This window comes from Nostoc sp. (assembly GCF_041747015.1).
Lineage (GTDB): Bacteria > Cyanobacteriota > Cyanobacteriia > Cyanobacteriales > Nostocaceae > Nostoc.
In genome coordinates, this window is record NZ_JBGTFY010000011.1 from 1 (window position 1) to 15,295 (window position 15,295).

Consider the following 15,295-nt stretch of genomic DNA (forward strand, 5'->3'; position numbering starts at 1 on the left):
TCAATACCTTCGCCATTTTTTTGTAGGTTGGGTTGAGCGTTCGCGTAGCGTCCCGTAGGGAAGCAAAACCCAACGTATTTGTTGGGTTTCGTGCCTCAACCCAACCTACGAATCCAGGCATTTTTCGATTTGGCTAAGGTATTGTATCCTAGAAGCCAATTTCCAAGAGCTAGATGAGCCAAGAGTGGAGTTATGCCTCATCTAGCATAAAAGTTTTTCTATGTTTTCTGAGCGCCGTGCAGTGTAAGTGATTAAGTGGACATGATATAACTACCGAAAGTCTGACAGGAAAACCATACTAATGAGAATTTGGCCTATTATTGCTGTGCTAGTTTCTTCTTGGCTAACATCTGGGGTCATAGCTTCTGAGCCGATGAACGCTACTTCTGTTTTTGTAGAAAATGTCATATCATCTCCTGCGCCAACAAATGCAAAACAGATTGCTGTTATTAACGCTGAATTCGGACTGAAAAGAGTTGACTCCCAAGGGAACGTTACCATTTTTCAGACAACAAGAGTGCCACTTCAAGAAGGAAACGCTTACGGATGGCGGATTAAACTCAAAGACTACCAAGGTGAAGTAAAATGGCGCGAAGTTTTGCGTTTACCAAAACCTCCAGAAACTTGGGGTACAGATAACGGTGAAGATTTTTCAATATCAGCAGACGGCACTACATCGGTGACGCGGCGCACACAGTCGCCTTCAAACGGTGTGATTGAGAATTTTTGGACGATCGCTCCTGGCGATCCAGTTGGTAACTATAAAATAGAAATCTATGTTAATGACCGTTTGCTCAGTACTTTCGAGTTTGAACTTATTCCAGTCAAGCAGACTAAATTGTTACCTTGATAGCATTTCCACAGGTGAGAGTAAGGCTATAAATTATCATGACCGTTATGACCAACAGAAGTTACTCAATCGGCACAAAGTTAAGATTCACCTTGAGATGGCTATCGGGCTACTCAGTTCGTAAGCTGAAAGTATTGATTCAACGTAGTTATTATGAAGGTTGAGGAATTGAAACGGCGTTTTGCCGCAGGGGAAAGATATTTTCCAGCAGTCAACTTAAGTGGGAACAAGCTGATTGGAGCCTATTTGCCTGGAATCAATTTATGGGGATCTGACTTAAGTGGAGCTAACCTAGCTAAAGCTAAACTTTGGGGAGCAGATTTGAGTAGAGCTAACTTAGCCAAAGCAAACTTGACTAGAGCGAATTTGAGCGGTGTCAAACTGAATGAAGCGAATCTGCGGGGAGCTAAACTCAACTATGCCAAGTTATATGGAGCGGATCTAACCGGTGCCTCCTACGATGAAAGCACCCGCTTTTCTAGAGGTTTTGACCCCATCAGCAACAATATGCGGAAGGTGTGAAGGAAACTGGGGACTGGGTTTCCCATAGCTAACCTGAAGGCTTACGTTGGCATTGAGGTTTAAAAATTGCTGATCGTCTTTACTACCAAACCGTCGGCTGAGAAAGCAACAACACAGCTTACCACCACGCGCAACGCGGCTGTTGTTCAAAGAACTGGTGAAAATTCCTAATAACTCATGACAGAGGAAATTCCGCCCGAATTGTTCGGTTCTACGACTGTCAACAGTACACAAAAGACTATAACCTCTTAAGTAGTAGTGAAATGTCTACCTTAGACCCTGTTAGTCGCTCTTGAATTAAGGGGTGAAAGCCTGTGTATAAATGGATATTGCCAAGTCTGAGCGAAATCTTGGCTGAAAATCAATCAAGTGTGGCTGAATGTTTACCTGCGAAAGCAGAGCGGCAGTGGCGTGTCAGCCTAGCAGCAACAGAACATTTGCTATTAAGTACTTTAGCAGATGTTTCAAAAGACACAACCCCAGGATTAGTTTTAGCTGCACCAGCACCTCTATTTAGTCAGCCAAAACTGATTGAAAGCCTACAAACAGTAACTTTTACGGCAAAACCATTTAACCCCTTGGCACTGATGCCATTTCAGACGCCAGAGACGGTGGTAACTGAGCCACTTGTACCGACTTGTACTGAGCATCTCGACTTACCTCAGCTTCGCTCGGCACAAGTTGCTCAATGGAACCACAGCCGAAGTAGCGCAGTCGTTGGCGAAGCCTCTCGTAGAGAAGTAAGTCGAAGTGAGGGCTACACAAGTGCCTCTGGAGATGATGAAATCGCTTCTCATGAATCGGTGCTTCCCTTACTAGCTGCTGATCCGCTAACGGCAGAGCAGTTTTGCTTAGTTTTTACAGATAAATTTAGATTAGTACTGGTTTTAGCAACACACAAAAACGGTAAAAAAACCTTTTCATTTTCTTTTGAGCCAGAGGTAGTACAGCAGGCTTGGCGATCGCTAGGAGCAAGGGTAATGCTGGCTAATCCAGAATTTTTTGCCCGCCTGGATAAAATAGTACAAAAGTATTATCCGGTAGCACCAGATTACCGGATCATGATTCAGTTTAGCCAGTTGTTGCTTCAGGAATTAACAGAACCAGAAAAGACTAGGGACTCTTTACTAGGAACTGGGGACAAGGAGGATAAGGAAGATAACCTATGTCCAATGCTTCTCTCCGAGAGTCTGCGGCAACGCTCAGTACAAGTGCCCAATCCCCAATGCCCAATCCCCAAACACTCAAATCCTGACGTAGAATTGTTGCAAGCCTTTGCTCACGAAGTCCGCACTCCATTGACAACTATTCGCACCATGACTCGCCTGTTGCTGAAGCGGCGAGACTTAGATACCAGCGTGATCAATCGCCTAAAAATTATCGATCACGAGTGTACCGAACAAATTGATCGCATGGAGTTGCTGTTTAAGGCAGCAGAATTGGAAACTACTGCCTCAGCAAAATCTTCAACAACTCAACTGACGCCGATGTCTTTAGATCAAGTATTGCAGCAGAGCATTCCCCGTTGGGAACAAGCAGCGCATCGGCGGAACTTAACTTTAAATGTTGTTTTACCCCAGCAACTACCAACAGTGGTAAGCAATCCGATTATGCTGGATCAGGTACTCACTGGTTTAATTGAGAATTTCACTCGTAGCTTGCCTCCTGGCAGCCATATTCAAGTACAAGTTATCCCAGCTGGAGATCAACTGAAGTTACAATTATCGCCCCAATTCAGATGCAAAGATTCAAGTAAAGCCGCTACACCTGCAACGCCGCCAATTCGCAAAGCACTTGGTCAACTGCTGATGTTTCAACCGGAAACAGGTACGATTAGTTTGAATATGGCCGCAACCAAGCATTTGTTTCAAGCGATCGGTGGGAAACTGATTGTGCGCCAGCGTCCACAATATGGAGAAGTATTGACGATTTTCCTGCCGTTGGAAGTTAGCAATAAGCAATAAGCAGGAGTTAGGAGTTATAACTCATCACTCATTTTCTGTAGCGATGCCTACGACTGGCTACGCCTACACTCCTGGGATATTACTAGTACTGGCTAGTTGCACTGTAAAAGTGGAACCTTCACATAATTTACTTTTCACAGAAATGGAACCACCACAGCGCAGTAGCAACTGCTGTACAATTGTCAAACCCAACCCAGCACCACCAGAATCTTCAGTTACGCCTGTACGCACACGATAAAAGCGGTCAAAGATTTTGGGAATCTCGCTTTCGGCAATACCGATACCTGTGTCGCGGAATTCTAACTGGACATAGTTACCTTGAATCCGGGCACGTACCCATACTTGACCCCCTTGCGGCGTAAACTTAATACTATTGTGCAATATATTAATCACAATTTGCCTCAGACCACCACTCACGCACCAAACAGATGGGAGTTCAGGGGGTACGGTGTAGGCTAGGATAATGCTTTTTTCTTGGGCTATAGTTTGATAGGTACTGACTACTCCAGGCACAATATCTGAGAGACGCACCGACTCCAAACTCCTCCCCTCCAAATTTCGTTCTAGCTGCACCAGTTCCACCAAACCAGTAATCAGGGAATTTTGGAGATCGCACTGGGTATTTAACATCTGTAAATAACGTAGTCGCTGCGGGGGTTTAAGATTAGGGGAATTCAATAACGAAAGTGCTGTCTTCATGTGCGTCAGGGGTGTACGCAATTCCTGACATACATTTTTCAGGTATTCATCTTTGAGTTGCTCTTTATTGTGCAGTTCTTGATTCTGCTGCTGCAATTTAGTGGTGCGTATTGTGATAATTTGACGATTAATTTCATCTTGTCGCAGGAGTTGTTTTGCCAACAGTTGATTCATAAGTGCGGCTTGGGGCACAGTTGGACAAATAAAACTAGCAGGTAAAATTGGGGATGATTCTGGCACAATCGCTTGTTGAATCCCATCTAATACTTGCTGAATTACTCTCCCCTCAACAGTAGTTATAATCAGCAACGGCTGGTTTTTATTAGTATTTACCTTCCCTAATGTCTGATTTTTGCGTTTTTTAAGTGGTCGATGAGCCAATATTAAACTGCAAAACTGAGGCGATAACACCATCAGAAAGTTTTCCCTTCGCAGTTGGCTATCTGGTGGTAGGTGAACAGTGACATGATAGGAAGATGAGGGGGATGAGGAGGACAAGGGGGAATTTACTCCTCCCTCTGGCTTGTCTGTGTTGTCTCCCCCTGCTCCCTCATCTCCCGCTCTCCCTCTCTCCTCGATCTGGCAAGTATAAATGAGACTAGACGCACCCACCGAGGATTGATAACGCACTAATTCTGATTGCCAAATTTTTTCTGGTGGTAACTTCACCCATAAAGTAGCTGCAATTTTCTGCTCAATTAGTAAGTCGATTTGCGCTCTCAGCAGTGATAGCAGAGTAGCAGGACTGAGGGACAATGGTTTAGGAGGCGCTTGCACTCCCATAACCAGTTGATAAACAGACAGATCCTTAGCCAGAGAAACATTCATGAGTCAAGCAGAACAAGGATGAAGCAAGAAATAATTCTGTTTTCGATTTTCACCTTTATGTGTACATCTTTTACAAAATTCCTACGGAAAGAAACATGAACTTGAAATTATAGGTGATTTTAATTGTGTGGAATACACATTTTAGGGTAGCACAGCTAGTTGACTGTGCGTCCCTACTTAGAATTAAGCTTGGATGTTCAGTCTTTGGTGTAAAGCGTCGCGTGCGTGTTCTCGGTCGTCAAAATGGATTTTTTCAGTACCAAGTATTTGGTAATCTTCGTGACCTTTACCAGCAAGTAACACTCCATCACCGGGTTGTGCTTGTAAAATAGCAGTCCGAATTGCGATCGCCCGATCGCAAATTACCATTGGCTGCACTGTTTGGGCAATTCCCGCCAAAATATCCTTCAAAATCCTTTCTGGGTCTTCAGTCCGGGGATTATCTGATGTCACCACTGCCACATCAGCTAAGTCAACAGCGATTTTACCCATTTTTGGCCGTTTAGTGCGATCGCGATCGCCACCACAACCAAACACACAAATCATCTTACCACGTATAAACGGACGTGCAGCTTTCAGCAAATTTTCTAAGCTATCGGGCGTGTGAGCATAATCCACAATCACGCTAATATCTTGCTCATGACTAATCTGTACCCGTTCCATCCGTCCGGGAACTCCAGGAAAATCAGGTATCACAGATGCCACTAAATCCAAATTTAAACCTAAGTGTAAAACTGCTCCGACAGCTGCCAAGAGATTTTCTAAATTATATTGTCCGACTAAAGGCGATCGAAAAGCTACATCACTATAAGGTGTATGCAACGTCCCACTGACACCATTAGGCTCGTAACTTAAATCACTCATCCATAAATCAGCGCTGTTGTTGTTGACACTGTAACTCCAAACCCGTTTGGAATCCAACGACGCAATTAACCGCTTCCCGTAGTCATCATCAGCATTAATTATCGCCCGTCCCTTGAGATAATCAGAGCTAAACAACAATGCTTTGGCAGTAAAGTAATCTTCCATATCGCTGTGGTAGTCGAGATGGTCTTGAGTAAGATTACTGAACACCGCTACTTCAAATTGACAACCCAACACTCGACCCTGTGCCAAAGCGTGGGAACTTACTTCCATTACTCCGAACTCACTACCAGCATTCACCGCCTCAGCTAGCTGCTGTTGCAGTTCCACCGCAAAGGGTGTAGTGTGGGCAGCAGTTTGCTCAAAACCTGCCCAACGAGTGTAGAGCGTTCCCATCAAGGCTGTAGCTAGATTAGCTTTGATGAGCAGAAATTCAATCAGATGAGTAGTTGTAGTTTTGCCATTCGTACCAGTCATACCCACCAGTTTGAGTTTTTTCCCCGGATAACCGTAAAAAGCACTAGCTATCTGGGCACAAGCTTGAGTTATGTTACTTGCACTGATGACCATAGCTCCATTCGTGGGAGGATGTTTCTGTGCCGCTTCAGTAGAAATGATCGCAGCTACAGCACCAGATGCGATCGCACTCTGCCAAAATTCCCCACCATCAACCCGCGTTCCTGGCATTCCAATAAACAAATCTCCCACACCGCAAGCATGAGAATTCGTCTTCAAACCCCTAACTTCCACATCCTCTAAAGCCGGATGGTTAGGCAATTGCTCAACACTATCTACTGCTGTTAGTAATTCCCGCAATTTCATCTTGTGAACCTCATCAGATGCTTATCTTGCGCTTATTCTGCATTATTTTTTTCTAATTGGCTAAATACTTACGTAACATTTGCTCCAACTGCTGCACACTAGCACGAGGAGAAGGACGCGGCAATAATTTCTCACTCTCCTCCGCGTCCTCTGCGCCTCTGCGGTTCGATAAATAAAGTACTGGGACTTCATACTGATACGCAGCAAACCAATCTTCACGAGTCGTAATATCCCGAATTTCCAACTCAAAACTGAGATTTTGAATTTGTTCTAGCTTTTCCTGCAAACCCTTACATAAATGACATCCAGGTTTACTGTATAAAATTAATCGCATTTGCTTCTATTAAATTTACCTATGTCAAATAGACGTGATATCTCTCGTCTTCACAAGTCATAATAGGCATATTAGTTCTAAAATTGCTAATTTTAAATTTGAGAAAATTCAGCAGCTTCCAGCTTCCTGAGACTCAGAACAAGGCGTGATTTTACACAAGGAGATAACGACCATGACTCAAGTCAAATCTCAAATCACACTAGAAGAATTCCTTGCACTCTCCGAAGGGGAAGGGGATATCACCTACGAATTAGTTGATGGCGAGGCAAAACCCAAAATGTCACCAAAAAGATTCCATTCTAGGCTAACAGGCACAATCTACACACTTCTAACCCTGTGCGTACAAAATCGTGGTGAGGTTGGTATCGAGTGGGCAATTACTTTAAAACGTAAAGGTCGAGACTGGGCACCAATACCAGATTTACTCTATGTTTCTTATTCTCGGCTCAATAGTGACTTAATCGAGGATGAACCTTGTCCCATACCTCCAGACTTAGTTATTGAAATTATCTCTCCTGACCAAAGTTTTGGAGAAATGAGTGCAAAAGCTATCGATTACCTTAATGCAGGTGTCATGAGAGTTTGGGTTGTGGATGCAAAAGCCAAAACAATCACTATTTTTTATCCCGATGCACCGCCTCAAACAAAAAGTGGTGCAGATATCTTAGAAGATTCCCTACTCGAAGGGCTGCAAATTACAGCCGAACAAATTTTTCAACAAGCAGGAATTCCTTAAACCAGAATTCAGAATACAGAATTCATAAAAGTATGAAGTTTTAACAAAGAAGAATTTTAAGATTTGTTTTGCCCCCTCGTACTTTATTCCTCGTGAATTCTGACTCCTGACTTCTTCTTCATAAATTATTTAACACCTAACATCTTATGGTTACACTTCAACTCAGACAAATTCGAGTTTCGCCAGGAGAAAGAATAATCCTGGAAGATGTGAGTTGGCAAGTATTTGAAGCAATTCTCGATGAGTTAGGAGAACATCGTGGAAGTCGAGTAGCATACAGCCAAGGAACGCTAGAAATTATGGCTCCATTACCAGAACATGAACGAGGTAAGGTAATAATTGGAGACTTGGTAAAAGTCTTGCTGGATGAACTTGCTCTAAATTGGGAAGGTTTAGGTTCAACCACCTTTAAGCGAAAAGACCTAAGTGCAGGTCTTGAACCTGATGATTGTTTCTATATTCAAAACTATAAGCTAATGATTGGAAAAGATAGAATCGACTTAACTGTTGACCCTCCTCCTGATTTAGCAATTGAAATTGATCTTACTTCTAGAACCAAAATTAGTGCATATCAGGCTTTGAGAGTACCTGAAATCTGGCGATATGAAAACAGAAATCTAGAAATTAACTTGCTGCAAGATGAACAATATATCAAATCTCAGACAAGCCCGACATTTCCTACTTTTGCGCTCGCTGAACTGATTCCCAAATTTGTAGAAATGGGACGAACCACAGGAACAAGTACAGCAATTAGAGCATTTCGGAAATGGGTAAGAGAACAGATAGAAAACAGTGGATTGTAACGTTTATCGAAAAACCAGCAAAGCCGCGCTTTACTTAAAGAAAGGGGAACTTATCCAGAGCAATTGTGACCGAATTTAATTTACAAATCCAAGAAAATAGCGATGGTTCGGGCGATCGCCTTGACCGTTACCTTTCCCAAGAATTACCAGATTTATCCCGTTCCCGCATCCAACAGTTAATCGAACAAGGTAATGTCCAGCTTAACGACAAAGTTTGTACATCTAAGAAGATAAATGTCAAGTTAGGCGATCGCATCACTCTCGAAATCCCAGAAGTCAAACCCTTAGAACTGCAAGCAGAAGATATCCCCTTAGATATCCTCTATGAAGACGACCAGTTACTTATTCTCAATAAACCCGCAGGTTTAGTTGTCCATCCCGCACCTGGTCATCCAGATGGCACTTTAGTAAATGCTTTGTTAGCACACTGCCCTAATTTACCAGGAATTGGCGGAGTCCAACGTCCAGGAATCGTACATCGATTGGATAAGGATACAACGGGAGCGATAGCGATCGCTAAAACAGAACTTGCTCATCATCATCTACAAGCACAACTCAAAGCTAAAACCGCACGGCGAGAATACTTGGGCGTGGTTTACGGTGCGCCAAAAACTGAAACTGGCACAATTGACTTTCCCATTGGTCGCCATCCCCAAGACCGCAAGAAAATGGCTATCATAACCGTTGAACAAGGCGGACGAGTTGCCGTCACTCATTGGCAAATACTAGAACGCCTCGGTAACTTCACCTTAATTCACTTTCAATTAGAAACTGGACGCACCCATCAAATTCGCGTCCACAGCGCCAAAATGGGTCATCCCATAGTTGGCGACCCAGTTTATAGTTCTGGTCATTCAGTGGGGGTAAATTTGCCCGGTCAAGCACTACACGCTTGGCGACTAAAATTGCAGCATCCCCTATCTGGGGAGTTCATTGAGGTGACAGCGACTCCTCCCGCCCACTTTACAAAACTTTTGGAGATGTTAAAAAGACGAATTACCCCTTAAGCTCATCCCACATCTGAAAGCAGTCGCCATTTAATAGACATTGGACGTTGGAAAAAACCATGCCCAATACCCAAAAACAACTAGCGTGCATCAGACATGGGATAGAGTCTGTTTCACTAGTTATACCTAGATGAAACTCCTACATAACCCAGGACTTATGCACGCTATAAAATGATCAAAGCAATGTACTAGTCAGCCGCCGACCAAAAATCGTTACTTGATTCCTGCCAATTGCCGATAAGGTACAGACTTTTCAATATCAATGTTGAATGACGAGATTCTCTGCGGCGTATTGCCAGTTGCATTGATCTCTTGTGCCATACCCAGGAATAGAGATGGATCTCCAGCTTTGGGCTTTTTGTCTTGTGGGATAAATCTGCGTACTTCTACCTGCCAAATGATTTGGGGGAAGCCCAGTTTAGCACGGTGGTAAGAATCGTATCGCGGAGATTTGATGTTGAATGGCAACTCACCCGCAGATTGAGATGGCAGTATCCGACGGCGCTGATAGGGTACTACAGAGTATCCAAAATTGCTCAGGTACTCTTCAGTGTTCAGCACTTCATCAACAAGACCTTTAATACCCTTGGTAGCGACTACAATTGACCAAGCGATTTTTTCCCGCTCGTTGTATGGGTCGCGTCCTAGAACCTTCTGGATTATATGCTCAACAAAGCGATAGTTGCTGTTGAGGTCGTAGAAGCTTTTCTTAAAGGTATTAGAAAGCAGTAATCCCCGAATAAAGTCCCGCACTGTAATCTGTCCATTACGGAGTTGGGACTCTAGAAATGGTTCGCGATCGGCAGCAAAGGCATGGAAGAAAATTTGACGATATGCTGCTTCAATCAGATTACCTAAATCTGACGGAGAAAGCAGATTGTCTGTAGAAAAAATCCTGGGCTGTTCATCACCCGGTACTTCATACGCAGCTACACGCTGGTTCTGACTTGAAGGGTCATATGTTAACAGAGGAATTGCCACTCTAAGGCCTCCATATTCTTAATTAAAGTTAACAACTTTAAATCACATATTAAAGGAGTAGTTGGATCAGAAGCTCAGATTCTGATAAAATTTTACGAAACTTAACCAAGGCTAAATGACTAAAAGCTTGTTCACATATTAGATTAGAAGATTAAGCTTCACCTTTTGAAATTGAAGCAATAATTTTTAACATTTAGCAAAAGAAATTAATTTAAAGAATTGGGCATTGGTTGGTAAGTAGTTATTTATTCTCATCTGCCCCCTGCCTTCTTCAGTGGCCTATCCAAAATTCCAGGGGATCTATGGTTGATTTACAGTAAGGCCAACTACGTAAAGTTGCTTCCATGTCTGCCTTCCAATAGGGTGGTTCAAATCCCAGTCCTAAACATAGATGAGATAAAATCTCAGCAAATTGTTGATTATGACCGGAGCCTCCTAGATGGGCATGGGCGTATTCATGAACGACTATACCCAACCAGTCTCTAGGTGCAATTCGACCAACATCTACCAGAATGGTGATTGGATTTGTCAGAATGTTGCACAGACCATCTATGCCGAAGGATTGAGCGATGGGTACTGCAAAAATTTGGATATGGCGACGCTCTTGGTGATGAAAGCACTCATGACAGACTTTCAGGTAGGCATTAATCTGAGCGTTAACTATGTTAATATTCTCGCCAATCCAATTGCAAATGGGGATGCGATCGCGCAGGTTATCAAACACATCCACCATACCTGGTTCTAGGGCAAGTCCCTGTACCAGATACAGATAATCTCGGCCACGAGTAAAAGCATCACTCTGGTTGAGAATCATTCACCAGCCCAAAACAGAATAAAACTGTCTTACTTCCAAAGTATCCTGCGCTTGGCTTGCTGTTGCTTCTTCTGTGCTAGATACTTCAACAGAAGTCTCGGTGCGGGTTTCACTACAAAAGGATGCAGTGCTGAAGCCTCCAAACCGTTTCACTGTACTGGTTCGTAGCCGGAGATTTGGACTGGCGAACCAGAATCTCTCAATGGAACTCATTGTTTCGTATTCGGTTGTCAGCACTAGCCCATCTTCATCATCTATATGAAAAAGACCGACTACAGGAACAATTTCCGCGTAGCCTCTTTCACGAAGTAACTTGCCTTGCCTGGGATTATCGGCATCAGGCACGATCGCAAATATGGTTTTTCCCTGATGGTTCTCATCATTCTCTCTATCCCAAGCCATTGTGCCTAGCCAACACACCCTTGATCCTCCGACTGAGAGGCTGGGGTCAATCTGATGATACTGGCACAGCTCAATGACTTCTGGATGATCACTAGCTAGAGCTTCTACCTGTATATCCGATTCTCCTGTCTCTGAGCGTTTAAAGGCTAGGTGATGAGTTACACGTTGCGATCGCCAATTACCAGCACTTAGCTGAAAAAATTCCATTACGTCTATCAATTTTCTGACTCCTACTGATTACTCCTGCGGATGATATTTTACGAGTTCTTTCTTTTTAAAGTTGTCGGTGTATAAACATTCTAAACATTACAGCGATGAGTGGTTAATTTCAATTACTAAATAAAGGAGGACGCAAAAGTATTTTTCAATAATTGTAGACTTTTATTATGATAATTTATTATTACTTGACAATATGCACAATTTAATATCTTTGTTCTAAAACTTAGGTGGTAATCGCCTTCACACTAGCACTAACAACAAAATACCTCATTGGGACATCGCTGAGATTGCTTGTGAAAACACAAGTTTGCTTCCATCTGGTGGCTTATTGACACCGTACTGTACTAGAAGGAAAATTGTGGACTTTATCTATTAATATCTAAGCTTGATTTAAACGTCTATTTTTTATCCAAGAGATGATTAGATTTCTAAACCTGTCTGTTTTTGCTTCGGTAAGATGTGCGATCGCAACCGCATACAAAAATACAACTACAACTATAATTAGTGAGAATAATAAGTGTAAGATATCTGGTTCCCAGGGGCGATCGCCAATTATACACGCTCTGATAAAGCACAGTATTGGCATATGGACTAGATAAAGAGTGTATGAACATCCTGCTAAACCTTTAGAGAATTTTTCGTATGCTCCTTCTTGTCTTATTTGACTACGATTATTAACTAGAAAATATATTATAACAGCAGTAGAAATCCCTATTAAAAAATCTACTATCTCTCGGCTAGATAATATCCGAGGTGCAACGACTAAAGCCATGAACAGCATTAGGATAGACAAAAGAGTGAGTGAATTTAGGATATTCTTGTTATTAAGAAATTTGGAAGTATGACATATACTAATTAACCCTCCCATCAGCCAAACAAGAAAGTAAATTCTAACTTCCGAACCTACCATTAATAATATAGCTGAAGTTAAAACAGCGTAGAAAACACGTAATTTTAACGATTTAACCCAAAACAATAGGATGATTGAAGGAAAAAGTATATAGTACCAAAATTCATAGGCTAAACTCCAAACTGCCTTATTAGAACCAAATAAGTCTACAAAAATTGTTTGTAAAAAAGCTATTGTTCCCAAAAAGTTTTGAAAGGTGAAATTTTCCAAAATTTTATAAGTCGCTAAATGACCGTTGTGAAACTTTTCTCCATAAAAGCTATCTTGTCCAGTACCAAAGATTTTTATACCCAGAAGATCCCAAAAAGAAGACAGCAATAAAGCAGGAATTAATACTATATATAAACGTGTTAAACGAGTTATTAAATAATTAGTCCATGACCATTTTTTTTGCTGAATCGTTCTGAGGACACTAGCTGAAATAAAAAATCCACTGAGAACAAAAAAAATCATTACAGAAGCATGACCCAATCCTGTTAAAAAAACTAACCTTTTGATCAAAAAACTGGGGTTACTAATTTCTGAATATTCTATAAAGAATAAAAGTCTCACATGACCAATAAAAACTAATAAAGAAGCTAATCCTCTTAATAAATCAAGATGAGTCGACCATCGATAATTTCTAATTGAAGGAATATTATAAATAGGCTGCGTCTGAGTTTTTTGTAATAGCATTTAAAGTATAATTTATCAACACCAAAAGTAATATACAATTGCCTGTTCTTAATATTTACAAGTTTACAAAAAATTTTTATAATCTTTATAGTATCTTCATTAACTTAAATCAGAAAGATGAGAGGCATTCACAAAATCTAAAATTGGCAGATTTTATGAGTTATACCAACTTGAAAAATGATTGCAAACTTGAATTTGTATTTAGATAACGTCTGGATAGCTAAACAATCCAGCACAAACTTTAGATCATGTTCGTCAAATATAAACTTGCCAATTTTCTGAGAAAAAAACTTATGATTAGCATCTTCAGGCTAATCTAAACAATGCTACAACAAGTTACAAAATAGTAGAGTCGTACATCTTTACGACCCTACAGATGGTTTAGGACTTGCTACTGGTGACTGCCTTGTTTAACACCAACTCTGGCTGCGGTGTCTGTTCTTCTTCTGGCAAACCGTAAACTGACCTGTACAAGTTCACGTACTGCTTGGCAGATTGATGCCAACTAAAATCTTGACTCATGCCCCGTTTTTGGAGTTCTTGCCATTGGGGTTTGAAACGGAAGCCTTCCCAAGCGCGGATCATACAGGTGAAAAGGTCTAGCGGTTCATAGCGGTCAAAACAATAACCAGTACCTGCTGCATTTTCTGGGTCGTGGTGTGTTACGGTGTCAACTAATCCACCTGTGCGGCGGACAATGGGTACAGAACCGTAGCGCAAAGCCATCATTTGGCTGATACCGCAAGGTTCAAACCGACTAGGCATCAAGAAGGCATCAGTACCAGCGTAGATGCGGCGAGACAGGGCATCGTTATACAGTAGGTAAGTTGCCATGCGTCCGGGAAAGCGGGATGCCAACTGCCACATTTGGCTTTCATAGTAGCGATCGCCTGTCCCTAACAGTACAAATTGTGCATCAGTATAGGATAGGAAGCGATCAAGGATTTGTAATATCAAATCAATACCTTTTTGTTCCACTAATCGGGTCACAATCCCAATTAAAAAGGCTTTGGAGTTGACTTCTAACCCTACCTCTTCTTGCAAAGCAATTTTGTTAGCCTTGCGTTTCTCTAGGGTATCAGCAGTGAAGGTTTGGGCAATGTATTTGTCAGTAGCTGGATTATAAACCTCGGTATCAATACCGTTGATAATCCCAGATAATTTACCGCTAATAAAGGACAGCAAACCTTCTAATGTTTCACCATAAGTTGGTGTCTTGATTTGCTCGGCATAAGTTGGGGAAACTGTATTTACCTTATTGGCAAATTGCACCGCCGCCGCCATGACATTGTGTCCTTGCATATACCAGGGACACCAAGTAATTTTTTGTAAATACCAACTCCACGGGCCTTGATAAGCCAGATTATGAATGGTAAATACTGTGGTGATATCAGGATCTTGGTGCATCCACACGGGAATCATCCCTGTGTGCCAATCGTGGCAATGCATAATTTCTGGCTTCCAGTAATTCCAGGCAAACTCGGCTGCACCGTTGGCAAACAAGGTAAACCGCCAGTCTTCACCTTCTCCAGAATAAATGTGCCGAGGTAGAAAGACAGGATGTCCAAATAAATACAAGGGAACATCAGTACCAGGCAGAACGCTTTCGTAAACAGCAAATTCCTGGAACATGGCAGATCCTCGCCAGATGGGTTCTTTGGGAATTTCCATTTTGTCTGGGAGGAATCCATAGTAAGGCAAGAATATCCGCACATCATGCCCCATTTCTCTCAAAAACTTAGGTAATGCTCCGACAACATCACCCATTCCTCCTACTTTCGCAATGGGTGCTGCCTCTGCTGCAACAAATAGAATCCGCATGGTAATTTTTGCTTCCCTGAGTCTATATTGTCAAATCAACTCTA

General features: G+C 42.1%; 14 protein-coding genes. 6 read left to right on the top strand and 8 right to left on the bottom strand.

The features are described 5' to 3' along the window. The first annotated feature begins 301 nt into the window (after window positions 1-301). The 3 genes from ACEW80_RS00810 to ACEW80_RS00820 all read left to right on the top strand — a co-directional run bounded on the left by ACEW80_RS00810 (window position 302) and on the right by ACEW80_RS00820 (window position 3,336). The gene (locus ACEW80_RS00810; RefSeq protein WP_373524774.1) at window positions 302-850 is read left to right on the top strand and encodes a hypothetical protein; all 549 of its coding nucleotides are present in this window, start codon (window positions 302-304) and stop codon (window positions 848-850) included. A 153-nt stretch (window positions 851-1,003) separates the two neighbouring features. After that, on the top strand, window positions 1,004-1,372 hold the full coding sequence (locus ACEW80_RS00815) for a pentapeptide repeat-containing protein (protein ID WP_373524775.1): 369 nt from the start codon (window positions 1,004-1,006) through the stop codon (window positions 1,370-1,372). Window positions 1,373-1,686: 314 nt separating this feature from the next. Beyond that, complete coding sequence (locus ACEW80_RS00820) at window positions 1,687-3,336, top strand: sensor histidine kinase (protein ID WP_373524776.1); 1,650 nt, start codon at window positions 1,687-1,689, stop codon at window positions 3,334-3,336. Window positions 3,337-3,399: 63 nt separating this feature from the next. Here ACEW80_RS00820 and ACEW80_RS00825 read toward each other — a convergent pair whose 3' ends face one another. From ACEW80_RS00825 to ACEW80_RS00835, 3 genes are all read right to left on the bottom strand, one after another. Continuing rightward, window positions 3,400-4,863: a DICT sensory domain-containing protein gene (locus tag ACEW80_RS00825; RefSeq protein WP_373524777.1), complete on the bottom strand. Its 1,464-nt coding sequence runs from the start codon at window positions 4,861-4,863 to the stop codon at window positions 3,400-3,402. A 183-nt stretch (window positions 4,864-5,046) separates the two neighbouring features. Beyond that, window positions 5,047-6,549 carry a UDP-N-acetylmuramoyl-L-alanyl-D-glutamate--2,6-diaminopimelate ligase gene (locus ACEW80_RS00830; protein WP_373524778.1) on the bottom strand — a complete coding sequence of 501 codons (1,503 nt, stop codon included), beginning with the start codon at window positions 6,547-6,549 and terminating at the stop codon, window positions 5,047-5,049. A 52-nt stretch (window positions 6,550-6,601) separates the two neighbouring features. Beyond that, window positions 6,602-6,883 carry a glutaredoxin family protein gene (locus ACEW80_RS00835; protein WP_373524779.1) on the bottom strand — a complete coding sequence of 94 codons (282 nt, stop codon included), beginning with the start codon at window positions 6,881-6,883 and terminating at the stop codon, window positions 6,602-6,604. A 172-nt stretch (window positions 6,884-7,055) separates the two neighbouring features. Here ACEW80_RS00835 and ACEW80_RS00840 point away from each other — a divergent pair, with 172 nt between their 5' ends. The 3 genes from ACEW80_RS00840 (at window position 7,056) to ACEW80_RS00850 (ending at window position 9,429) form a co-directional block, all read left to right on the top strand. Beyond that, a complete protein-coding gene (locus tag ACEW80_RS00840) occupies window positions 7,056-7,619 on the top strand; it encodes a Uma2 family endonuclease (RefSeq protein WP_373524780.1) in 564 nt (187 codons plus the stop codon). A 146-nt stretch (window positions 7,620-7,765) separates the two neighbouring features. Beyond that, window positions 7,766-8,422 (top strand): Uma2 family endonuclease, encoded by a 657-nt coding sequence (locus ACEW80_RS00845; protein ID WP_373524781.1) that lies wholly within the window; start codon window positions 7,766-7,768, stop codon window positions 8,420-8,422. A 65-nt stretch (window positions 8,423-8,487) separates the two neighbouring features. Further along, on the top strand, window positions 8,488-9,429 hold the full coding sequence (locus ACEW80_RS00850) for an RluA family pseudouridine synthase (protein WP_373524782.1): 942 nt from the start codon (window positions 8,488-8,490) through the stop codon (window positions 9,427-9,429). A 213-nt stretch (window positions 9,430-9,642) separates the two neighbouring features. Here the strand turns inward: ACEW80_RS00850 and ACEW80_RS00855 are convergent, their stop codons facing one another. The 5 genes from ACEW80_RS00855 to glgA all read right to left on the bottom strand — a co-directional run bounded on the left by ACEW80_RS00855 (window position 9,643) and on the right by glgA (window position 15,251). Then, window positions 9,643-10,410 (bottom strand): phycobilisome rod-core linker polypeptide, encoded by a 768-nt coding sequence (locus tag ACEW80_RS00855; protein ID WP_373524783.1) that lies wholly within the window; start codon window positions 10,408-10,410, stop codon window positions 9,643-9,645. A 271-nt stretch (window positions 10,411-10,681) separates the two neighbouring features. Beyond that, window positions 10,682-11,224 carry a hypothetical protein gene (locus tag ACEW80_RS00860; RefSeq protein WP_373524784.1) on the bottom strand — a complete coding sequence of 181 codons (543 nt, stop codon included), beginning with the start codon at window positions 11,222-11,224 and terminating at the stop codon, window positions 10,682-10,684. Then, window positions 11,225-11,842 carry a phycobiliprotein lyase gene (locus tag ACEW80_RS00865; protein WP_373524798.1) on the bottom strand — a complete coding sequence of 206 codons (618 nt, stop codon included), beginning with the start codon at window positions 11,840-11,842 and terminating at the stop codon, window positions 11,225-11,227. It lies immediately after the preceding gene. A gap of 382 nt (window positions 11,843-12,224) precedes the next feature. Continuing rightward, window positions 12,225-13,430: an acyltransferase family protein gene (locus ACEW80_RS00870; RefSeq protein WP_373524785.1), complete on the bottom strand. Its 1,206-nt coding sequence runs from the start codon at window positions 13,428-13,430 to the stop codon at window positions 12,225-12,227. Between the two features lie 381 nt (window positions 13,431-13,811). Further along, window positions 13,812-15,251, bottom strand: coding sequence for a glycogen synthase GlgA (gene glgA, locus ACEW80_RS00875; protein WP_373524786.1), 1,440 nt, complete (start codon window positions 15,249-15,251; stop codon window positions 13,812-13,814). Between the last annotated feature and the right edge of the window lie 44 nt (window positions 15,252-15,295).